Origin of the sequence: Bradyrhizobium sp. 956_D2_N1_4, from assembly GCF_052076025.1 — a bacterium.
In the GTDB taxonomy this organism is placed as follows: Bacteria; Pseudomonadota; Alphaproteobacteria; order Rhizobiales; family Xanthobacteraceae; genus Bradyrhizobium; species Bradyrhizobium barranii.
On record NZ_CP197237.1, the window covers coordinates 2,961,519 to 2,982,155 of the forward strand.

The 20,637-nt window shown below is 64.2% G+C and carries 20 protein-coding genes; 12 read left to right on the forward strand and 8 right to left on the reverse strand.

Going from position 1 to position 20,637, the window contains the following annotated elements; all coding sequences use genetic code 11:
- Positions 1-214: 214 nt before the first annotated feature.
- A complete protein-coding gene (locus tag AB7535_RS13570; protein ID WP_063983511.1) occupies positions 215-985 on the reverse strand; it encodes an SDR family NAD(P)-dependent oxidoreductase in 771 nt (256 codons plus the stop codon).
- A gap of 21 nt (positions 986-1,006) precedes the next feature.
- Complete coding sequence (locus AB7535_RS13575; protein WP_007609848.1) at positions 1,007-1,192, reverse strand: hypothetical protein; 186 nt, start codon at positions 1,190-1,192, stop codon at positions 1,007-1,009.
- Positions 1,193-1,331: 139 nt separating this feature from the next.
- Here AB7535_RS13575 and AB7535_RS13580 point away from each other — a divergent pair, with 139 nt between their 5' ends.
- Entirely contained in the window at positions 1,332-1,982 is a 651-nt protein-coding gene (locus AB7535_RS13580; protein WP_439036468.1) for a hypothetical protein, read from the forward strand.
- A 92-nt stretch (positions 1,983-2,074) separates the two neighbouring features.
- On the opposite strand, the gene AB7535_RS13585 is transcribed toward AB7535_RS13580, so the two are convergent.
- The 3 genes from AB7535_RS13585 to parE form a co-directional block, all read right to left on the reverse strand.
- Positions 2,075-2,899 (reverse strand): outer membrane protein, encoded by an 825-nt coding sequence (locus tag AB7535_RS13585; RefSeq protein ID WP_439036469.1) that lies wholly within the window; start codon positions 2,897-2,899, stop codon positions 2,075-2,077.
- 278 nt (positions 2,900-3,177) lie between these two features.
- Positions 3,178-3,960, reverse strand: a complete 783-nt coding sequence (locus AB7535_RS13590) for an outer membrane protein (protein ID WP_085401054.1) — start codon at positions 3,958-3,960, stop codon at positions 3,178-3,180.
- 428 nt (positions 3,961-4,388) lie between these two features.
- Entirely contained in the window at positions 4,389-6,434 is a 2,046-nt protein-coding gene (parE, locus tag AB7535_RS13595) for a DNA topoisomerase IV subunit B (RefSeq protein ID WP_071914292.1), read from the reverse strand.
- A gap of 271 nt (positions 6,435-6,705) precedes the next feature.
- Between parE and AB7535_RS13600 the strand changes: the two genes are divergently transcribed.
- Positions 6,706-7,236, forward strand: coding sequence for a DedA family protein (locus AB7535_RS13600; protein WP_354113167.1), 531 nt, complete (start codon positions 6,706-6,708; stop codon positions 7,234-7,236).
- 40 nt (positions 7,237-7,276) lie between these two features.
- On the opposite strand, the gene AB7535_RS13605 is transcribed toward AB7535_RS13600, so the two are convergent.
- Positions 7,277-8,278, reverse strand: a complete 1,002-nt coding sequence (locus AB7535_RS13605; protein ID WP_085401206.1) for an MBL fold metallo-hydrolase — start codon at positions 8,276-8,278, stop codon at positions 7,277-7,279.
- A gap of 388 nt (positions 8,279-8,666) precedes the next feature.
- On the opposite strand from AB7535_RS13605, the gene AB7535_RS13610 reads away from it, so the two are divergent.
- From AB7535_RS13610 to AB7535_RS13625, 4 genes are all read left to right on the forward strand, one after another.
- Positions 8,667-9,335, forward strand: coding sequence for an FMN-binding negative transcriptional regulator (locus AB7535_RS13610; RefSeq protein WP_063983505.1), 669 nt, complete (start codon positions 8,667-8,669; stop codon positions 9,333-9,335).
- On the forward strand, positions 9,332-10,318 hold the full coding sequence (gene argC, locus AB7535_RS13615; protein ID WP_208071606.1) for an N-acetyl-gamma-glutamyl-phosphate reductase: 987 nt from the start codon (positions 9,332-9,334) through the stop codon (positions 10,316-10,318). The genes AB7535_RS13610 and argC (AB7535_RS13615) overlap by 4 nt, the downstream gene beginning before the upstream one ends.
- 96 nt (positions 10,319-10,414) lie before the next feature.
- Positions 10,415-11,461 (forward strand): N-acetyl-gamma-glutamyl-phosphate reductase, encoded by a 1,047-nt coding sequence (gene argC, locus AB7535_RS13620; protein ID WP_208071604.1) that lies wholly within the window; start codon positions 10,415-10,417, stop codon positions 11,459-11,461.
- 14 nt (positions 11,462-11,475) lie between these two features.
- Positions 11,476-12,063, forward strand: a complete 588-nt coding sequence (locus tag AB7535_RS13625) for a class I SAM-dependent methyltransferase (RefSeq protein ID WP_085401209.1) — start codon at positions 11,476-11,478, stop codon at positions 12,061-12,063.
- Between the two features lie 19 nt (positions 12,064-12,082).
- Here AB7535_RS13625 and AB7535_RS13630 read toward each other — a convergent pair whose 3' ends face one another.
- Entirely contained in the window at positions 12,083-12,481 is a 399-nt protein-coding gene (locus AB7535_RS13630; RefSeq protein ID WP_063983501.1) for an MAPEG family protein, read from the reverse strand.
- 63 nt (positions 12,482-12,544) lie between these two features.
- On the reverse strand, positions 12,545-14,353 hold the full coding sequence (locus AB7535_RS13635) for a PHA/PHB synthase family protein (protein ID WP_354234062.1): 1,809 nt from the start codon (positions 14,351-14,353) through the stop codon (positions 12,545-12,547).
- A 253-nt stretch (positions 14,354-14,606) separates the two neighbouring features.
- On the opposite strand from AB7535_RS13635, the gene AB7535_RS13640 reads away from it, so the two are divergent.
- The 6 genes from AB7535_RS13640 to AB7535_RS13665 all read left to right on the forward strand — a co-directional run bounded on the left by AB7535_RS13640 (position 14,607) and on the right by AB7535_RS13665 (position 20,633).
- On the forward strand, positions 14,607-14,882 hold the full coding sequence (locus tag AB7535_RS13640) for a hypothetical protein (RefSeq protein ID WP_135213523.1): 276 nt from the start codon (positions 14,607-14,609) through the stop codon (positions 14,880-14,882).
- A 209-nt stretch (positions 14,883-15,091) separates the two neighbouring features.
- Positions 15,092-16,312, forward strand: coding sequence for an LL-diaminopimelate aminotransferase (locus AB7535_RS13645; RefSeq protein WP_014495524.1), 1,221 nt, complete (start codon positions 15,092-15,094; stop codon positions 16,310-16,312).
- A 30-nt stretch (positions 16,313-16,342) separates the two neighbouring features.
- Complete coding sequence (locus AB7535_RS13650) at positions 16,343-17,659, forward strand: homoserine dehydrogenase (RefSeq protein WP_135213524.1); 1,317 nt, start codon at positions 16,343-16,345, stop codon at positions 17,657-17,659.
- Positions 17,660-17,798: 139 nt separating this feature from the next.
- Positions 17,799-18,800 carry a class II fructose-bisphosphatase gene (gene glpX, locus AB7535_RS13655; protein WP_063983497.1) on the forward strand — a complete coding sequence of 334 codons (1,002 nt, stop codon included), beginning with the start codon at positions 17,799-17,801 and terminating at the stop codon, positions 18,798-18,800.
- A 142-nt stretch (positions 18,801-18,942) separates the two neighbouring features.
- A complete protein-coding gene (locus AB7535_RS13660) occupies positions 18,943-19,662 on the forward strand; it encodes a haloacid dehalogenase type II (RefSeq protein WP_439036470.1) in 720 nt (239 codons plus the stop codon).
- A 77-nt stretch (positions 19,663-19,739) separates the two neighbouring features.
- The gene (locus tag AB7535_RS13665) at positions 19,740-20,633 is read left to right on the forward strand and encodes a LysR family transcriptional regulator (protein ID WP_439036471.1); all 894 of its coding nucleotides are present in this window, start codon (positions 19,740-19,742) and stop codon (positions 20,631-20,633) included.
- The last annotated feature ends 4 nt before the right edge of the window (positions 20,634-20,637 follow it).

Genomic DNA, 20,637 nt, shown 5'->3' on the forward strand with positions numbered 1-20,637 from the left:
TGCATAAGGGTGCAGTAGGTAAATAGCACTTGCCTATTTCTGCCCCACGTACTCAGCGACGTATCGTTCAGCCATGTCGTTGATGCGGTGCGCGTCGGCGTGAACTACCGCTTCGGTCCCTCGGCCGTCGTCGCAAGGTACTGATCTCTCCGAACGTGAGAGCTTTCAAAGCCCCGGCATCTGCCGGGGCCTTTTCGTCGACCGCGGGGCAAGCTTACGCCATCACGGAGAATCCACCGTCGACGGGGATCGCAGTGCCCGTGACGAAGTTCGAGGCGGGCGAGGCGAGGAACACGGCGATGCCGGCGAAGTCGTCGATATCGCCCCAGCGTCCCGCGGGCGTGCGCGCCAGCACGCGCTCATGCAGTCCCGAGACCTGCTGCCGCGCGCCGCGGGTGAGGTCGGTGTCGATCCAGCCCGGCAGGATGGCGTTGACCTGGATGTTGTCGGGCGCCCACGCATTGGCGCACGCGCGCGTGTACTGCACGATGCCGCCCTTGCTTGCCGCATAGGCGGTGGCGAAGCTCGCACCGAAGATCGACATCATCGAGCCGATATTGATCACCTTGCCGTTGCCCGACGCCTTCAGCGCCGGATAGGCCAGCTTCGAGCACACGAAAGCGCTGGTTAGGTTGGTGTCGATCACCTTGTTCCACTCGTCGAGCTCGAGCTCGTGCGGCGGCTTGCGGATGCTCATGCCGGCATTGTTGATGAGGATGTCGATCCGGCCGAGCTCCTTGACGACGCGGTCGATCATGGCCGCGACCGCCGCCTTGTCGGTGACGTCGGTGGTGACGGCAATCGCCTTCACGCCGCGCTCTCTGAGATCGGCAACGGCAGCGGCCGACTTGGTTTCGTTACGTGCGACCACGGCGATATCGGCGCCGGCATCGGCGAGTCCGTGGGCGAGGCCAAGACCGATGCCGCCATTGCCCCCTGTGACGATCGCGACTTTGCCGCGGAGATCGAACCGGTTGGATGTCATATTTGTATTCCCTGGTTTCTTCTATTGGTTGCTCTGCCAGATCAGGACCAGTCCGAAGCCGGCCATGGCTGCGCCATAGCCGGCCCATTGCAACTGGTTGACCATGAAGCTCGACCGCGGCCAGGCGACGGTGCCCGTTCCCTGTCCGATCCAGAGCAGCCCGACGGCGAGGGCAAACAGGCCTGCGATCAGCAGAAATCTGCGCATGCATTCCTCCCCGTTGGTTTGCCTCTGTCGTGGCCTACGGCATCAACGATCGCCGCTTGTCACGAAAACTTCCCGCCAGACTAGCCGTAGCTTCGGTTTGGATACAATGGCTGCGGATGCAGGGCCGCTGGGAGGATCCATGTCCGTGCGGAAGATGATCCTTGGTAGCACCCTTGGCATCGCTGCTGCGGCCGCACTGGTGGCGGCCTATGCCGTCATTCCGCGTCGTGCGGATCTGCGGGCGTTCGATCCGGCCGAGATGGCGCGGCTCGAGACAGCGATGTGGCGCGACTATTACGACAAGCGCTATGCCGCGCTGTTCTACCATCTCTACGAATCGACGCGGACGCAGTTCGGCTTTTCGCCGCTAGGAAGCTTGCAGATCGCGTTCGGCGCCGCCGGGGCCGCCAGGACGTTCCAGCCGACGCGGTCACGCCGGGAGGCCGATGCGGCCCTGCCAGCGCTCGTTGGATACTACCGGGATCTTGCATCGGCCGCGCCCGCGGCATTCGACGCGCACGAGGCCGCCCGTCTCGAGCTTGACTGGTGGCGGGCGCGGCGCGAGGCGGTGGACCCGCGCGACTATGGCCTCACCATCGCACGCGTGGCGGCGCTGACCTACGGCAAGAGTGCGGACGATTCCGGCATCAGGCAGTTCGGCATCGCGCGGGCAGAGGCCATGGCGTTTCGCGATGCGCGGGGCGAGGCGATCACCGAGGCCGACTGGGCGGGAATCGAGAACCGGCTTGAAGAGGCATACCGATCTCTGAAGGCGAGCGTCGGCCGCTGACAATCCGGCAACGAAAAAGCCCCGGATGATGCCGGGGCTTTGACGTCTGATATCCAGACTGGATCGGGATTTGTCTCAGGAGTTGGGCCGCTTCAGTTGAAGCGGTAGACCAGCGACGTGCTGATGGTCTGGACCCAGGGCTTGAAGGTAATTGCGGTGCCCGTCAGACCCACCGCCGGCGCGCCGAAATTATTGCCCGGAGCAAACGTCGTGGGCCGGGAAATGCGGTCATAGTACGCCGAACGGTATTCGGTTTTCATGAACCAGCCGGGCGCAGCAATTCCGAAAATGTCGAGGTTGTTCTCGACGCCACCGCCAACGAAAAAGCCATCGCGGTGGAAGGAGCCAGTGGTCGTCTGCGTCGCGGTACTGGCGCCCGGTCCCACACCCAGAAACGTCTGAGACGTACCTGACCATTCCGAACCCGAGTAACCGGCGTTGACGTAGGACAGGACATTGGGCGCAACGAGATAGCCTAACCGCGCGCCGGCCGTGTAGCTGGTGCGGAGCTTTTGGCGGCCTTCAGTTTGCCAGAAGGCGGGGTCGGTCAGCGAGCCACTGATGTCACCGAACTGTCCGTCAGCAAAGACGCCGGCCACCCAGCGGCCGTTGAATTGCCAATCGTAACCGGCGCCGACGGTTCCAAACCAGCCGCTGCCGCCCAGGCGCGTATCGCGGGTTATCGCGGTGCCAGCAGGTCCGAAGGCACCGAACCCTCCGGCAACACCGGTGCTCTGGATGTTGCTGTCAGCGGACCACAGACCGCCGCCGCCACCGCCGAAGATGTAGAAGCCGGTCCAGCTTTGGACTGGCGCGGGCGCCAGAGCCTTCACATAGGGGCGGGCCCCAAGGTCGGCCGCCGCGGTCGAACCGGTCATCGCCGCCACTGCCGTCAGAGCGAGCAAAAACTTCTTCATGATAAAACCCCAACCTTGGTCTGTTCGGCGAGCGCGCTGAACTTCGAGTCATCGGATGACCAAGCTATAGGCGGTTCCAGCCAAAAAGCTGTTGCCGGTCAGGTACATATGAATTGGGAACGCAGAGCTTGGGGCGACGCCTCCGGACTGGCACGACCCGCTGGGGCACCGCGCACCGGAGCTCTCGATGTATCGAGCCTTGAACTCCGCAAAACAGAAGCCGCAACGAAAAAGCCCCGGACAATGCCGGGGCTTTGACGTCTGAATTTCAGAACAGATCAGTACTTCGCGACGACCGGACCGGTCCAGTTGAAGCGGTAGACCAGCGAGGTCGAGATCGTCTGGTTCCAGCTGTTGGCGCGGATGCTGTTGCCGGTCGGGAGGTTGGTGCCGTCGATCAGTTCGTCCTGGGTCTTGGCGTTGTAGAAGGCCGAACGATATTCGGTCTTCATGAACCAGCCGGGCGAAGAGATGCCGAAGATGTTCAGGCTGTTCTCGACGCCGCCGCCAACGAACCAACCATTGCGGTTGTAGCTGTTGAGGTGGGCACCAGCGGGAACGCCGGCCAGCGTCAGGAAGTTGGTCTGGCCGAAGTGAGCGCCGGAATAACCGCCGTTGACGTAGGAGAGAACGTTCGGAGCAACCAGATAGCCGAGGCGCACACCAGCGGCCCAGGAGTCTTCCAGCTTCTGCGAGCCGGTGATGCCGAAGAAGGGATCCTGAACCGTGCCACGGATGCTGCCGAACTGACCGTCAGCGAACACGCCGGCGACCCAAGTGCTGTTGAACTGCCAGTCGTAGCCGAGACCGACGGTGCCGAACCAGCCCGAGCCACCCTGGCGCTGGCCGATCGTCAGCGGAACCGCGCCGACCGTGGTCTGGACGGACTGATCGGAGTTCGAGAGGCCACCACCACCACCGCCGAAGATGTAGAAGCCGGTCCAGTTGGCGACGGGCGCCGGAAGCGGGGCCTTCACGTAGGGACGGGCAGCCAGATCGGCCGCCGACGCCGAGCCGGTCATCGCGGCAACCGCGGTGAGTGCGAGCAAAATCTTCTTCATCTTAAAATCCCCAAGCTTTGGTCTGTCCGGCAGGCGCGAGCGCACTGAAGTCCGAGTGATCTGATGCCCGGACTATAGCCGCTTTCCACCGAAATGCTGTTCCCGGACAGGCACAGTCGCCGGGAAACGCCGCTCGGCGAGGATTCCGGGCGTGATCGCCGAAATCAAAAATATCTCTATTATTACAATATGTTGCGTCATTTTCCGAAGATCGAATTCCGGTAACTTCTCGTTAGCAAATCCGGCTCTGTCCGAAATGGTAGCAATCCTGCCTCAGCCTTGGCGCCGGTGAGTCGTTGGCCGAGTCGTTCCGCCCCAAGATGAGTCGGGTAGCGGACGCGGTCTGGGTCGGGCGCCTCCGCGAGCAGCCGCAAACAAAAAAGCCCCGGCCGAGGCCGGGACTTTGTGCGTGACGTCGGAAGACTGCCTCAGACGTCCAGCAGCTCCTCGCTCGCAAACTCCGCCTTGTCCGAGATGAACGCGAAGCGCGCCTCGGCCTTGGTGCCCATCAGACGCTCCACCGAATCCGCCGTGGTGTCGCGGTCGTCGGCAAGCAGCACCACCTTTAGCAACGTCCGCTTGCGCGGATCCATGGTGGTTTCCTTGAGCTGCGCCGGCATCATCTCACCGAGACCTTTGAAGCGGTTCACCTCGACCTTGGCGTTGGCGTTGAACTCGCTCTTGAGCAGCGTCTCCTTGTGCTTGTCGTCGCGTGCGTAGACGGACTTCGAGCCATGGGTCAGCTTGTAGAGCGGCGGCACCGCGAGGAAGAGGTGGCCCTCGTCGATCAGCCGCGGCATCTGCCGGTAGAAGAAGGTGATCAGGAGCGAGGCGATGTGGGCGCCGTCGACGTCGGCGTCGGTCATGATGATGATGCGCTGATAGCGCAGATCCTCTTCGCGATATTGCAAAAGCTGGCCGCAGCCGATCGCCTGCACGAGGTCGGAGAGCTGCGCGTTCGCCGTCAGCTTGTCCTTGCCGGCCGAGGCGACGTTGAGGATCTTGCCGCGCAGCGGCAGCACCGCTTGCGTCTTGCGATCACGGGCCTGCTTGGCGCTGCCGCCTGCCGAGTCACCCTCGACGATGAAGAGCTCGGAGCCCTCGGTGCCGGCATCGGTGCAGTCGGCGAGCTTGCCGGGCAGGCGCAGCTTCTTGCCGGCGGTCTTGCGTGCCGTTTCCTTTTCCTGGCGACGGCGCAGCCGCTCCTCGGCGCGGTCGATCACGAAGTCGAGCAGCCGGTTGGCCATGTTCGGATTGCCCGATAGCCAGTGGTCGAACGGATCCTTCATCGCCTGTTCGACGATGCGCTGCGCTTCTGCGGTGGCGAGACGATCCTTGGTCTGGCCCTGGAATTCAGGCTCGCGCACGAACACCGACAGCATCACGGCCGCGCCCACCATGACGTCTTCCGACGTAATGGATGACGCGCGCTTGCCCTGACCGACGCGCTCGGCGTGATCCTTCAGGCCGCGCAGCAGCGCGCTGCGCAGGCCGGATTCGTGCGTGCCGCCATCGGGCGTCGGCACGGTGTTGGTGTAGGACGACAGGAAGCCGTCGGCATCCGCGGTCCAGGCGACAGCCCATTCGCAGGCGCCGTGCGCGCCGTTGCGGCCTGATTTGCCAGAGAAGATGTCGGGATGCACCAGCGTGTCGGCGTGGATCGCAGCGGCGAGGTAATCCTTGAGTCCGCCGGGGAAATGGAACGTTGCTTCCGCCGGCACGTCCTCGACGCCCTTCAGGAGCTCGGGCGCGCAGTTCCAGCGGATCTCGACGCCGCCGAACAGATACGCCTTCGAGCGCGTCATCTTGAACAGGCGCTGCGGCTTGAACGCGGCCTTGGCGCCGAAAATGTCGGTGTCGGGCTTGAAGCGCACGCGGGTGCCGCGGCGGTTGTTGATCTTGCCGAGATCCTCGAGCTTGCCCTTCGGGTGCCCGCGCTCGAACGTCATGCGGTAGAGTTTCTGGCTGCGTGCGACCTCGACCTCGAGCAGCGAGGATAGGGCGTTCACCACGGAGATGCCGACACCGTGCAGACCGCCGGAAGTCTCGTAGACCTTGGAGTCGAACTTGCCGCCCGAATGCAGCGTGCACATGATGACTTCGAGCGCCGACTTTTTCGGAAACTTCGGATGTGGATCGATCGGGATGCCGCGGCCGTTGTCGGTGACGGTCAGGAACCCGTCGGCGCTGAGCTCGACTCCGATGAAGGTCGCGTGCCCGGCCAGCGCCTCGTCCATCGAGTTGTCGATGACTTCGGCGAAGAGGTGATGCAGCGCCTTCTCATCGGTGCCGCCGATATACATGCCGGGCCGGCGGCGCACCGGTTCCAGGCCTTCGAGCACCTCGATATCGGCCGCAGTGTAGTCGGCTTCGCCGCCCGTTCCGCGCGAAGCCGCCTTGGCGGGCGCACGCGACTTCGGCTCATCGCCGCCGAAAAAATCGTCTTTTGCTTTTGGCTTCAACTGCTTGGACATATATTTTGATGCACTTTGATGGCCGCGATGGCGGCGAATCGGTTGGGCCGACTATGCCACGGCTGGCCTGCAAAGGTCACCGCAGGTCCGCCCGGCGGGTGTGGGTGGGAGCCAATCCCGGCGATTTTACGCCGCAGGCCCCACCAATTCCCGGCAATTTGACACCTGGGCCCGGCTCAGGCCCGGCTTTGTGACTTGATGTCACACAAGTCCTTGGCTTACCAGTCCTTTTATCTGACAGGACCGTGACGGGGCGGGAAGGCAATCTGGAATGGAGCAGTACGCGCACGCGCTGGCCGATTTCGTGCGCGCTCACCAGGCTTGGGCGGCCCCGATCGTGTTCCTGCTCGCCTTCGGGGAGTCGCTGGCGTTCGTCTCGCTGCTGATCCCGGCCTGGGGAGCGCTGGTTGCGATCGGCGCGCTGATCGGGGCGAGCGGCATCAGCTTCTATCCGGTCTGGATCGCCGGCGGCATCGGTGCTGCGCTCGGCGACTGGGTCTCCTACTGGTTCGGCTATCGCTACAAGGAGCAGGTCGCCCAGATGTGGCCGCTGTCGCGTTACCCGGAACTGCTGCCCAGGGGCGAAGCCTTCGTGCGGAGCTGGGGCGTGCCCAGCATCTTCATCGGCCGCTTCTTCGGCCCTTTGCGCGCCTCGGTGCCGCTCGCAGCTGGCATTTTCGAGATGCCCTATTGGAGTTTTCAGGCCGCCAATTTCATCTCGGCGCTAGTCTGGTCCGCGGCGCTGCTGCTTTTTGGCGACGTGATCGCGAAGATCATGGAATGGATCTGGCGCGTGATCTGACCGGGCAGCTCGGCCGCCCGGTCAGCGGATACGGCAGAGCCTAAAGCGAGGCGTTCCAGATCGACGGAATCCAGCGATAGCCCGAACCATCCTTCTCCTTCTCGACGCGGACGAGACCGGGGAAGGCGGCATGGAAGGCCTGGATCGGCATCTTCTCGGCAATCGCCATGTCGTAGAGCTTCCGCCGCGTCTCTTGCGCCAGCGGCTTGTCGACGTCGGAGGCAATGTTCCATTCAGGATGCTTCACGAACAGGAACGCTGCGCCTGCGGTGATGTCGACCTGCACAAGTACCTTTTCCGCGCCGGACGCGACGATGAAGGAGTTGTGTCCCGGCGTGTGGCCCGGGCTCGCCACCGAGGTGATGCCGGGCGCGACTTCCTTGCCGGACTCGTATTGCGTGACCTTGCGGCCGAGCGCATCGAACACGCGGCGGATATTCTTGAAGTTGCTCTCAAGGATCGGATTGCCGGTACCCTTGCTCATCTCGCCGTCATCCATCCAGAACTTCCATTCCACTGCCGGAACCATGATCTCGGCGTTGGGGAAGGCCGGCTTGTTCTCGGCCGCGAGCAGGCCGTTGATGTGGTCGCCGTGGAAGTGCGAGATGATGACGGTGTCGACTGCCGCGCGGTCGATGCTGGCCGCTGCAAGGTTGTTGTGGAACTGGCCGACCTTGCCCTTGGTCTGCGTGAACTGGTCGGGCCCGAGACCGGTATCGATCACGACGAGCTTCGGCCCGGTGTTGACGACGACCGGATTGAAGGTGTGGGTGACCTTGTCGGTCGGCAGATGGTTCTCGGCGAAGATCTTGTTGATGTCGTCCTTGCTGGCGCCGGCCGCGTAATTGTCCGTCAGGTTGACGGTCGCGACGCCGTCGCAGACCACGGTGATCTGGTGGGTGCCGACATTGTAGCGGTAGAAGCTCGCATTCTGGGTCGCTGCCTGGGGCGCGGCGGCGCTCGCGGGCGAGGTCTTCACGAAGGGCAGGAGCGCCGAGGCGGCGGCGCCGGCTAGCGTTGCGCGACGGGTGATCTCGGTCATGGCGATGTCCTGGGGCTGGGTTGCGAACGAAAGGCACGAACCGGCGGGGTTGTGGCGCCTTTCTTTCTCGGGAACCCCCAAGCTTAGGAGAAATTCCGCTGCGACCCGATGACATCCGTGCGGCATCCTGCCGTCACGTGGTGCGGCAGCCGTCGCGCCCCATCGATTTGGACTTGACCCTGGAACCCTCTGGCCTTATAGCCGCGCGCCATGATCAACGCCGCGACCATCCTGTTCGCCCGTCGCCGCCGCCGCTCTTTAGCGGTTTGGGCGGTCGATCGCGTTTGAGATCATCGTCTTTGCCGCTGGATCCTATCCGCGGCATTCTCTCTCCTGTCAGCGCGATCTGATCCGGCGGCCCCTCAAGGAGGCCCAGCAGGAGACCACGATGTACACGCCACCCTTTTTCAAGCAGGACCGCGCCGCGAGCCTGAAATTCGCCGAGGAGCGCGGCTTCGGCACGATGTGCGCCTTCGACGGCCACAAGCCGGTCGCCTCGCCGCTGCCGTTCTACCTGACTTACGCCGCTGACGGCACGCCGCAGGCCGCCTTTCATGTCGCCCGTCACAATCCGCTGCTAAAGCTGGCGGATGGGACGACCTCCTGGCTGCTCGCGGTCAACGGCCCCGATGCCTATGTATCGCCCGACTGGTACGTCTCGCCGGATCAGGTGCCGACCTGGCTCTACCAGTCGGTGCATCTGAGCGGGCCGGTGCGCCTCTTGTCGGACGATCAGCTGGCGGTGCAGATCGACACGCTGAGCGACAAGTTCGAGAGCTGGCTGTTGCCGAAAGCGCCGTGGACATCGGCGAAGATGACGGCAGGCCGGCTGGAAGCGTTGAAGAAGGGGATCGTGGGCCTGGTCATGACGGTTGAAGAGGTCGAAGGCAGCTTCAAGCTCAACCAGCACAAATCGGACGCCGACTATACCGCGATCGCCAACGCGCTCGGGGCGCAACCCGCAGCCGACGCCAGAGAGATTGCACAATTGATGCAGGACGTGAGGCCGGAGGCCTTCGCGAACGAAACCAACATGCTCGAAAGGAGCGCGCCATGAGCCTCACGGAAACCACCAAGGCCCCGACCACCGGCGCCGCCAAGAAGCCCGCCACCGTCTTCGTCGACGGCGGCTCCGGCACCACCGGGCTCGGCATCAACGAGCGGCTGAAGCTCCAGAGCGACGTCACCGTGAAGACGATCTCCGACGACAAGCGCAAGGATCCCGCGGCCAAGAAGGCGCTGATGGAGGAGGTCGATCTCGTCATCCTCTGCCTGCCTGACGAGGCCGCGAAGGAAACAGTGGCGCTGGTCGACAGCATGGGCGCTTCGGCGCCGAAGGTGCTGGACGCTTCCACCGCGTACCGGGTCGCGCCCGACTGGGCCTACGGCTTTCCGGAGCTGACGTCGGACCAGGCCGCAAAGATCAAGGCCGCGAAGAAGGTCTCCAATCCCGGCTGCTATCCGACCGGTGCGATCGCGCTGCTGCGGCCGATCGTCGATGCCGGTCTGTTGCCGCCCGATTATCCCGTCACCGTCAACGCGGTGAGCGGCTATTCCGGCGGCGGCAAGTCGATGATCGCGAGCTTCGAAGACGGCAGCGCGCCGTCCTTCGAGCTCTACGGCCTTGGCTTCGAGCACAAGCATCTTCCGGAGATGCAGCTCTATTCGAAACTGACGCGGCGGCCGATCTTCATTCCCTCGGTCGCCAACTACCGGCAGGGCATGCTGGTCTCGGTGCCGCTCCAGCTCGACGCGCTGCCGGGCAAGCTTGGCGGTGCGGACCTCCAGGCCGCGCTGGCCAAGCGTTACGCCGGCTCGAAATATGTCTCGGTGATGCCGCTCCAGAACGAGGCGACCAAGGGCGGCAAGCTCGAGCCGGAGGCGCTCAACGAGACCAACACGCTCGAGCTCCACGTCTTCGCCAGCGACAAATATCACCAGGCGGTACTGGTCGCCCGGCTCGACAATCTCGGCAAGGGCGCCTCGGGTGCGGCCGTGCAGAACATGCGGCTGATGCTGGGCCTTGCCGACAATAGCTGATCGAACGTTGCTCGGGAGGCCAGCCCGGTGGACGAAGCGACGCTGCGACTTTCGACCCCGGCAAGACGATCAAATGACGCCTGAAAGGTACGCGTGATGAGCTCGAAGAAGATCGGCATTCTCGGCGCCTCCGGTTACACCGGGGCCGATGCGGTGCGCCTGTTGGCCCGGCATCCGAATGCCGAGATCGTCGCGCTCACCGCCAACACCCATGCCGGCAAGTCGATGGGCGACGTGTTTCCGCATTGTTTCATGCTGGACCTGCCGAAACTCGTGGAATGGGAAAAGGTCGACTGGAGCAAGCTCGATGCGGTGTTCTGCGGACTGCCGCACGGCACCACGCAGGAAATCATCGCCGCGGTCCTCAAGGCAAATCCCAAAATCAAGGTCCTCGACATGTCCGCCGATTTCAGGCTGCGGGACAAGAGCACCTATGCGCAGTGGTACGGCCATGAGCACCGGGCGCTCGAACTGCAGGGCGAAGCGGTCTACGGTCTCACCGAATTCTATCGCGAGAAGATCACGTCGGCGCGGCTGGTCGCCTGTCCCGGCTGCTATCCCACGGCGGCGCTGCTCGCGCTGGTGCCGCTTGCGAAAGCCAAGCTGATCGACGTCGACGACATCGTCATCGACGCGAAATCGGGCGTCACCGGCGCCGGCCGCGGGCTGAAACAGAACACGTTGTTCAGCGAGGCGGGCGAGGGGCTGTCGCCCTATTCGGTCGGCACCCACCGGCACGCGCCCGAGATCGAGCAGGAGGTCGGCGTCGCCGCCGGTTCCGCAGTGACGATCAACTTCACGCCGCATCTTATTCCGATGGCGCGCGGCGAACTCTGCACCTCCTACGTCAAGCTCAACGGCGCGACGCCGGACGATCTGCGAAGCGCGCTGGAGCAGGCTTATGCCAACGAGCCCTTCGTGCATGTCGCCAGGAAGGGCGTGCTGCCGCAGACCCAGAATGTGCGCGGCTCCAACTATGTGCAGATCGGCGTCGTCGCCGACCGCATCAAGAACCGGGCGATCGTGATTTCCACGCTCGACAATCTGGTGAAGGGGTCGGCCGGGCAGGCGATCCAGAACATGAACCTGATGTTCGGGCTGCCCGAGACGGCGGGGTTGGAGCAGATCGCGCTGTTTCCATGACACGAGGTACTGCGGTGGACGAAGCGACCTTGCAATTCTACCGGCAGAACGCCGAGGCCTATGCCGGCTGGGCGAAGGCCGCATCGACGCGGTTGCGGGGCTTTCTCGCCCTGCTGCCGCCGGGAGGCGCGATCCTCGAGCTCGGTTGCGGTGCCGGCAATCATTCCGCAGTGATGCTCGCCGAAGGTTTTTCAGTGCGTGCGACCGATGGCTCGCCCGAAATGGCCGGGATCGCCTCGCGCCGGCTTGGTCATCCCGTCGAGGCGATGCGGTTCGACCAGCTGGATGGGCACGAGGCCTATGACGGCGTCTGGGCGAGCGCCTGTCTGCTGCATGTGCCACGCGACGAGCTCGCCGGCATCCTTGGAAAGATCCACCGTGCACTCAAGCCATCAGGCGTGTTCTACGCCAGCTACAAGATGGGCGAGGGCGACGCGCGAGACAGCCTCGGGCGGTACTACAGCTACGTCTCGCGGGAGTGGCTCGAGATGACTTACGCCAGCGCAGGTTCGTGGATCACGCTGTCGTCGGACACCAACGTGATCCAGAGTTTCGACGAGACGCCAGCCAACATGCTGAACCTCGTCGTACGCAGGGCCTGATCCCTAAGAGACCCGATTTCTAGAGCACCTTGAAGATTGCCAGCGCAAGCACGGCCTGGGCGAGGAAGCCGACGGTGAAGGCGAGAGTCCGGAACACCGGGATTCCGAGCGCATAGACGATCAGATGCGCGACACGCGACCAGAAATAGACCGCACAGGCGAGCACGGTCCATTTCGAGGAATAGTCGATCGCGTTCAGGATCAGCACCAGCGGCGCGAAGAGCACGAGGTTTTCGACGGCGTTGTCATGCGCGAACATCAGGCGGTTCGCCCACTCCGCCTGCGGCTTGTCGGCGCGCGAGGGATTGGCCAAGGCGCCACTGAGCCCCCGAACCTGGCAGCGGTTGATGGTGTAGGGAATCCAGAGGATCCCGGTCAGGATCACCGTCAGTGTCAGCCAGAACAATTCGCGCGTCATGGTCCGTCCCCTGTGTCTTCGCTGCGTTGAGAGCGAGTCTATACGAAAGCGCGGGCGAGTCCGCTATGCGCGAACCCTGACATAGCTGCCGGGCGCGTCCTCGATCGGGGGCAGGGCCTCGCTGCCGACCACGCGCGCCGGGACTTCCTCCGGATCGAGCTCGCCCAGCCATTGCCGCCAGTCCGGCCACCACGAGCCCTTGTGCTCCACCGCGCCCTTCATCCATTCGGCGACGTTGACATCCTTGACGTTGTCGTTGGTCCAGTACTGGTACTTGTTCGAGGCGGGCGGGTTGACCACGCCGGCGATGTGGCCCGAGCCGGACAGGACGTATTTCACCGGGCCGCCGAAGAACTGCGAGCCGTACAGCACCGATTCGGCCGGCGCGATGTGGTCCTCGCGGGTGGCGAGGTTGTAGACGGGCACCTTGACCTTGGAGAGGTCGAGCAGCGTGTTGTCGAGCACCATGGTGCCGGTGGAGAGCCGGTTCTCCAGGTAGCAATTGCGCAGGTAATAGGAGTGGTTCGATGCGGTCATGCGCGTCGCATCCGAATTCCAGTGCAGGAGGTCGAACGCGCTCGGCTGCTGGCCCTTCAGATAGTTGCTGACGACATAGGACCAGATCAGATCGTTGGAGCGCAGCATGTTGAAGGCCATCGCCATCTTCGAGCCTTCGAGCACGCCGGCCGCCTTCATGTCCTGCTCGAGGGCCGCGATCTGGTCCTCGTCGACGAACACGAGGAGATCGCCGGCATGGGTGAAGTCGACCTGCGCGGCGAAGAACGTCGCCGACGCGACGCGCTGGCGGCGCTTCTCGGCGAGCCAGGCCAGCGTGGTCGCGAGCATGGTGCCGCCGACGCAATAGCCGGCGGTGTGCACCTTCAACTCGCCGGTGACCTTCTCGATCACGTCCATCGCTGTGAGCGGGCCTTCCTTCATGTAGTCTTCCCAGCTCTTGTTGCCGAGCCGCTTGTCGGGATTGACCCATGAGATCACAAACACGGTGATGCCCTGGTCGACGCACCACTTGATGTAGGATTTCTCCGGCTTGAGATCGAGGATGTAGAACTTGTTGATCCAGGGCGGCACGATCAGGAGCGGCGTGCGCAGCACGTTCTCCGTGGTCGGCGAATACTGGATCAGCTGCATCATCTCGTTCTGGTAGATCACCTTGCCCGGCGTCGTCGCCATATTGACCCCGACGACGAGATTGTCCGGATTGGACTGGCGGATCTTCAGCATGCCCTTGCCGGCCGCGATGTCCTCGGCCAGCATCTTCAGGCCGCGCGCGAGGTTCTCGCCGCTGCTGGCGACCGTCTCGCGCAGCACTTCCGGATTGGTCAGCACGAAGTTGGACGGCGAGATCGCGTTGGTGATCTGCTGGATGTAGAACTCCGCCTTGCGGCGGGTCTGCGGGTCGAGCCCGTCGGCGTCGCGCACCAGCTCCTGCGCCCATTTGGTCGTGAGCAGATAGAGCTGCATCATGAAATCGAAGAACTGGTTCGACTTCCATTCCGGATCGGCAAAGCGCTTGTCACGCGGCGAGGGCGCGATCGCGGGCGGGGCGTCCTGGCCGGCCATGCGGCGCGCCGCCGAGCCCCAGAGGTCGAGATAATCCTTGGCGAGCTTGGTCTGCAGATCCGACGCGCGGGATGTGTCCGACAGCCAGTATTCGGCGACCGACGTGAAGGCCTTGACCACTTCCGTCAGCTCGGCCGGCGGGCGATCCTGCACCTCGCCGCTCTCGCGTGGCTTGAGATACGCGGCGAGCGCCTTGCCGCCGCTCTCCATCGCCTGCGCGACATTCATCGCGAAGGCTTCCGCATCGAACTTCGTTTCGGATTTGGGTGTGTCGGTCGTGGCGCTACTCATGAGCAGAACAGTAACGATTCATTCCGTATTCGTCACCGCGAAGCTCGCATGTTTGGCGTTAAACAAGCTCCAACATGTGCTGCACTGCGACAAAGCCCCTTGGTTTTGTCACAATCAGCGTGCACCTCTTCCGCAGTGGGCCTTGGAAGTATTCTCGCTCGTACCATTTGTGGGCAGCAATGGTTTGAGCTTGGGCAGGTTGTCGGGTTAAGTTCCGGCAGCCTTGCATTGGGACGAGTAGGGGATTTCCCAAGTGTTGGCGTTGAGGGACCTGCAAAAGTCGCTGCCGATCTGTGGCGCGCTGCTGATGGCGGCGCTTGCCTTGGGCGGCTGCTCGAGTCAGCTGGCTGACTATACGCCCACCGACGCGCAGGCCCATCCCAGGGAGCCCGGCTCCTACCTTCCGGTGCACGATCTGCCGCCGGATCGTGATCAGGCGATCATCCCGCCGGACCAGCGCGCCAAGATTGAAGCCGAGCTGGCCGCCGCGCGCGAACGCCAATCGGTTGCCGCAAAAGACGCCAAGTAACGCGGCGTAATCGCTGGCGCCCCCGCCATGCCGTGCTAAAAGACCTCAGTTCAGCCGAGAGTCAGGGCGAACGACTTCAGCTCCTGCCGTCGAATATTACTCTAAGCGTTTGATTTTGAGTGATTTTCGCGAGGGGGCGAGAGCTTTCCCGAGCGGCTGTCATGGCCGGTCGATTCTGTCCTGACCGGTTGCCCGGAGCCCAGAGAGCCATGGAAGAGTTTTACCGCATCCGCCGCCTTCCGCCTTACGTGTTCGAGCAGGTCAACCGGGCCAAGGCGGCCGCGCGGAATGCCGGCGCCGACATCATCGACCTCGGCATGGGCAATCCGGACCTGCCGGCGCCGGCGCATGTGCTGGAGAAGCTGAAGGAGACGCTGGGCAAGCCGCGCACCGACCGCTACTCGGCCTCCCGCGGCATCCCCGGGCTGCGCCGGGCTCAGGCCGCTTATTACGCCCGCCGCTTCGGCGTGAAGCTCAACCCCGACACCCAGGTCGTGGCGACACTCGGTTCGAAGGAGGGCTTTGCCAATGTGGCGCAGGCGATCACCGCGCCCGGCGACGTCATCCTCTGCCCGAATCCGAGCTACCCGATTCATGCCTTCGGCTTCCTGATGGCGGGCGGCGTGATCCGTTCGGTGCCCTCGGAGCCGACGCCGCAATTCTTCGAGGCGGTGGAACGGGCGATCGTGCATTCGATCCCGAAGCCGCTCGCGCTCGTCGTCTGCTACCCCTCGAACCCAACCGCCTATGTCGCGAGCCTCGACTTCTACAAGGACCTCGTCGCGTTCGCGAAGAAGCACGAGATCCTGATCCTGTCCGATCTCGCCTATGCCGAAGTCTATTTCGACGAGAACAACCCGCCGCCCTCGGTGCTCCAGGTGCCCGGCGCGATCGACGTCACCGTCGAGTTCACCTCGATGTCGAAGACCTATTCGATGGCCGGCTGGCGCATGGGCTTTGCGGTCGGCAACGACCGCGTGATCGCCGCGCTCGCCCGCGTCAAATCCTACCTCGACTACGGCGCCTTCACGCCGGTGCAGGTCGCCGCGACTGCCGCGCTGAACGGCCCCGACGATTGCATCAAGGAGATGCGCGACACCTACCGCAAGCGCCGCGACGCGCTGGTGGAGTCATTCGGCCGCGCCGGCTGGGAGATCCCGCCGCCGGAAGCCTCGATGTTCGCCTGGGTGCCGCTGCCGGAGGCCTTCCGCAGCGTCGGCAGCATGCAGTTCGCAACCCTGATGGTGGAGAAATCCGGCGTCGCGGTCTCGCCCGGCGTCGGCTTCGGCGAGCACGGTGAAGGATATGTCCGCATCGCCATGGTGGAAAACGAGCAGCGGATCAGGCAGGCCGCGCGCGGCGTGCGGCGCTTCCTTGAAAGCGGCATCGAAACGTTGCACAACGTCGTTCCGCTCGCCAATCGGCGTTAAGTTTCTCTTCGGCAGGTTTTCTAAGGCATCATGGTTGCACCCCTGAAAGTGGGCATAGCGGGGCTCGGCACCGTGGGCGCCGAAGTTGTCCGTTTGATCGAGACCCAGGCCCGCGTGCTCGCGGGCCGCAGCGGCCGCGGCATTCGCGTCGTCGCCGTCACCGCGCGCTCGAAGGCGAAGAAGCGCGGCGTCGATCTGCGTGGCGTCGAATGGGTCAGGGACCCCATGGCACTGGCCACGCATCCCGGCATCGACTGCTTCGTCGAGCTGATGGGCGGCGCCGGTGATCCCGCTCTCTCTGCGGTCGAAGCGGCACTGAATGCGGGCAAGTCGGTCGTCACCGCCAACAAGGCGCTGCTCGCCAAGCACGGCCTGAAGCTTGCCAAGGCCGCCGAAAAGCACGGCGGCGCGCTGAATTTCGAGGCAGCGGTCGGCGCCGCGATCCCTGTCATCAAAACGTTACGCGAAGGGCTTGCCGGAACCGGCGTCACCCGCGTCTACGGCATCCTCAACGGCACCTGCAATTACATCCTGACGCGGATGGAGCAGGAGGGCCTGTCCTTCGCCGAATGTCTCAAGGATGCGCAGCGGCTCGGCTACGCCGAGGCCAATCCGTCCTTCGACGTCGATGGCCACGACACGGCGCAAAAACTTGCCATTCTCGCCAGCCTCGCTTTCGGCACGAAAGTTGCTCAAAGCGCGGTGTATGTCGAAGGTATCTCATCCATCGCGCCGGAAGATCTGCGCGCGGCCGACGATCTCGGTTACCGGCTCAAGCTGCTCGGTGTTGCCGTTCGCACCGCCAAGGGCATCGAGCAGCGCGTACATCCGACCATGGTTCCAAAATCCTCCTCGATCGCGCAGGTGATGGGTGTCACCAATGCGGTCACGATCGATGGCGAGGGCATCCCTCCGATCACGCTGGTCGGCCCCGGCGCCGGCGGTGCTGCGACCGCATCCGCCGTCGTCGCCGACATCGCCGACGTTGCGCGCGGCATCCGCGCCAATCCGTTCGGCCGGCCGATCTCGCATCTGCGCGACACCAAGAAAGCGCCGATGGAGCGGCACGAGGGCGGCTACTATATCCGCCTGCTGGCGCGCGACTTCCCGGGCACTGCGGCCGCGATCGCGACCCGGCTCGCGGAGCAGAAGATTTCGATCGAGTCGATCGTGCAGCGTCATCCCAATGGCGGCGCTGCGCCGGCGAACGGCAAGGCGGTGCCCGTGCCCGTCATCCTGATCACCTATGCGACGCATGAGGACGCCGTGCGACGCGCGCTCGCGGCCGTGCAGAAGGACAAGGTGATCAGCGGACGGCCACAGGTGATCCGGATCGAGAAGAACTGAGCATGACCCGGAAAAGTGTGAAGAGGTTTTCCGGAAAGGTCATGCTCAAACAATAGGACACGGTTCGAACGAACTGTGGGTGTTACGAGTTGATGCGGGCGGAGATTTCCGTCCAAAACTGTTCCGAAGGAGTTAGCCGATGTCGACCCATATTTCAGTCCCGCCGCACGCGTTGCTCGAGCGCATCCTCACGCTGGAGATCGTGCGGGTGACGGAGCGGGCGGCGGTGTCTTCGGCGCGGCTGCGCGGGCACGGCAATGAGAAGGCGGCCGACCAGGCCGCGGTGGACGCCATGCGGCGCGAGCTCAACAAGCTGCCGATCGAGGGCACCATTGTGATCGGCGAGGGCGAGCGCGACGAGGCGCCGATGCTGTTCATCGGCGAGAAGGTTGGCATGAACGCCGGCCCGCAGGTCGACATCGCGGTCGACCCGCTCGAAGGCACCACGCTGTGCGCCAAGAACATGCCGGGCTCGATTGCCACCATGGCGATGGCCGACGGCGGCACGCTGCTGCACGCTCCTGACGTCTACATGGAGAAGCTCGCGATCGGTCCCGGCTACGACAAGGGTGTTGTCGAAATTGATGCCTCGCCCGCCGACAACGTCCGCCGCCTCGCCAAGGCCAAGGGTGTCCAGCCGGAAGGCATCACCGTTCTCGTGCTCGACCGCCCGCGCCATGCCAGCATCATCGAGAGCGTGCGCTCGACCGGCGCCGCCGTCCGCCTCATCACCGACGGCGACGTGGCCGGCGTGATCCACTGCGCCGATCCTGATAACACCGGCGTCGACATGTATCTCGGCACCGGCGGCGCGCCGGAAGGCGTGCTCGCGGCCGTGGCGCTGCGCTGCATCGGTGGCCAGATGCAGTGCCGCCTGATCCTGGATTCCGACGAGAAGCGCGAGCGCGCCGCCAAGATGGGCGTCAACGATCCCAAGATGATCTACGGCATCGAGGACATGGCGCGCGGCGACTGCCTGTTCGCCGCCACCGGCGTTACCACCGGCTCGCTGCTGTCGGGCGTCAAGTTCCGCAAGGACGGCGTGATCGAGACCGAGACGGTCGTGATGCGCTCCGTCACCGGCACCGTGCGTTACATCAAGGCCGAGCACCGGCAGTTGGAGAAGTTTTACCTGGGCTGACGCGCTTCGTCATTCCGGGGCGACGGGACCGCGCAAAGCGCGCGGCCCGGAGAAACCGGAATCTCGCGCCATAACTTCTGGATTCCGGGTTGGTGCTGACGCGCCCCCCGGAATGACAAGAACAACAAAAGAGGAAGCGCACATGTCCGATCTCTCCTCCGTCAAAGCGCTGGTCTTCGACGTGTTCGGCACCGTCGTGGACTGGCGCACCAGCCTGATCACCGACCTCATGTGGTGGGGCAAGGGCCGCGGCATCTCCGCCGACTGGACCGCTTTGGTCGACGGCTGGCGCGGCATGTACACGGCCGCCATGGATGACGTGCGCAAGCACCCCGAACGTGGCTATGTCATCCTCGACGTCCTGCACCGCCGCTCGCTGGACAAGCTGGTCGAGAAGTTCGCGATCAAGGGTTTGACCGAGGCCGACCTCGACTATCTCACCAAGGGTTGGCACCGCCTCAATCCCTGGCCCGACAGCGTCGCCGGCCTGACGCGCCTCAAGACCAAATTCGTGATCTCGCCGCTGTCGAACGGCAACGTCGCGCTGCTCACCAACATGGCGAAGTTCGCGGGCCTGCCGTGGGACCTCATCATGTCGGCCGAACTGTTCGAGCACTACAAGCCCGATCCCGAGACCTATCTCGGCGCCGCGCGCCTGCTCGGCCTCAAGCCGGAGCAGGTGATGATGGTCGCCGCCCACAACGGCGATCTCGCCGCCGCGCAGAAGAACGGGCTGAAGACCGCGTTCGTGGCGCGGCCAACCGAATACGGCCCGCTTCAGAAGGTCGATTTCGAGGCGACCGGCAATTGGGACATCGTCGCCAAGGATTTTGGCGGGGTCGCCGACAAGCTGGGCTGCTGAGCGGCACTGCTTCTGTTTGACATCCTTCAAGACAGCGCCTTTCATATCGACGATGTCGATGTGTGAGGTGGGCGCCCTTGGATACCGAGCTCGCGCGTACATTTCTGACCGTGGTCGCGACCGGCAATTTCATCACCGCCGCCGACCGGCTTCACGTCAGCCAGTCCACCGTCAGCACGCGGATCCACTCGCTCGAGGAGCTGCTCGGCTGCACGCTGTTCGTGCGCAACAAGGCGGGCGCGACGCTCACGGTGGCCGGGCGGCAATTTCAGCGCCATGCCTCGACGCTTGTTCGCACCGTCGAGCAGGCCCGCCACGACGTCGGCCTCCCCAAGGGCTTTAGCGGGGCGCTGGTGGTCGGCGGCCGCATCGGCCTGTGGGAGGAGTTCCTGCTGCTTTGGGTGCCGCGCATGCAGGAGGCCAATCCTCAGATCTCCATCCGGGCCGAGAGCGCCCTTGAGCCCGAGTTGATGCAGGGGCTGGTCGAGGGACGCATCGACATCGGCGTGATGTACACCCCGCAAAGCCGCCCCGGCCTCAAGGTCGAGTTGCTGATCGAGGAGCAGCTTGTGCTGGTGTCGACCAATCCCAGGAGCGATCCGGAGCCGCAGGATGGCTACGTCTATGTCGACTGGGGGCCCGAATTCTACGCCCGCCACAGCGCCGTCTTTCCCAATTTCGCGGGGCCTGCGCTGACCGCCAACATCGGCTGGCTCGGGCTGCAGCACGTCCTCGCCAACGGCGGCTCCGGCTATTTTGCGCACCGGATCGTCGAGCCGCTGCTGAAGGCACGGCGGCTTCACCTGGTGGTGGGAGCGCCGAAATTCTCGATGCCTGCCTATGTCGTCTATTCGGTCGACCAGCCCGGCGACCACGTGCAGAGCGCGATAGCGATCATGCGCGACCTCGCCGCCGAGCAGACCCGGCGGGTGACGGAAACGCCGGCGCGTGGCGCGCGCAAGCGCCGCTGACGGC

Coding starts and splice junctions, on each gene's coding strand:
- AB7535_RS13600 (WP_354113167.1), top strand. CDS start 6,706: ATGGAGCAGTACGCGCACGCGCTGGCCGATTTCGTGCGCGCTCACCAG.
- AB7535_RS13605 (WP_085401206.1), bottom strand. CDS start 8,278: ATGACCGAGATCACCCGTCGCGCAACGCTAGCCGGCGCCGCCGCCTCG.
- glpX (WP_063983497.1), top strand. CDS start 17,799: ATGTCGACCCATATTTCAGTCCCGCCGCACGCGTTGCTCGAGCGCATC.
- parE (WP_071914292.1), bottom strand. CDS start 6,434: ATGTCCAAGCAGTTGAAGCCAAAAGCAAAAGACGATTTTTTCGGCGGC.
- AB7535_RS13660 (WP_439036470.1), top strand. CDS start 18,943: ATGTCCGATCTCTCCTCCGTCAAAGCGCTGGTCTTCGACGTGTTCGGC.
- argC (WP_208071604.1), top strand. CDS start 10,415: ATGAGCTCGAAGAAGATCGGCATTCTCGGCGCCTCCGGTTACACCGGG.
- AB7535_RS13585 (WP_439036469.1), bottom strand. CDS start 2,899: ATGAAGAAGTTTTTGCTCGCTCTGACGGCAGTGGCGGCGATGACCGGT.
- AB7535_RS13645 (WP_014495524.1), top strand. CDS start 15,092: ATGGAAGAGTTTTACCGCATCCGCCGCCTTCCGCCTTACGTGTTCGAG.
- argC (WP_208071606.1), top strand. CDS start 9,332: ATGAGCCTCACGGAAACCACCAAGGCCCCGACCACCGGCGCCGCCAAG.
- AB7535_RS13635 (WP_354234062.1), bottom strand. CDS start 14,353: ATGAGTAGCGCCACGACCGACACACCCAAATCCGAAACGAAGTTCGAT.
- AB7535_RS13575 (WP_007609848.1), bottom strand. CDS start 1,192: ATGCGCAGATTTCTGCTGATCGCAGGCCTGTTTGCCCTCGCCGTCGGG.
- AB7535_RS13570 (WP_063983511.1), bottom strand. CDS start 985: ATGACATCCAACCGGTTCGATCTCCGCGGCAAAGTCGCGATCGTCACA.
- AB7535_RS13630 (WP_063983501.1), bottom strand. CDS start 12,481: ATGACGCGCGAATTGTTCTGGCTGACACTGACGGTGATCCTGACCGGG.
- AB7535_RS13650 (WP_135213524.1), top strand. CDS start 16,343: ATGGTTGCACCCCTGAAAGTGGGCATAGCGGGGCTCGGCACCGTGGGC.
- AB7535_RS13590 (WP_085401054.1), bottom strand. CDS start 3,960: ATGAAGAAGATTTTGCTCGCACTCACCGCGGTTGCCGCGATGACCGGC.
- AB7535_RS13580 (WP_439036468.1), top strand. CDS start 1,332: ATGTCCGTGCGGAAGATGATCCTTGGTAGCACCCTTGGCATCGCTGCT.
- AB7535_RS13610 (WP_063983505.1), top strand. CDS start 8,667: ATGTACACGCCACCCTTTTTCAAGCAGGACCGCGCCGCGAGCCTGAAA.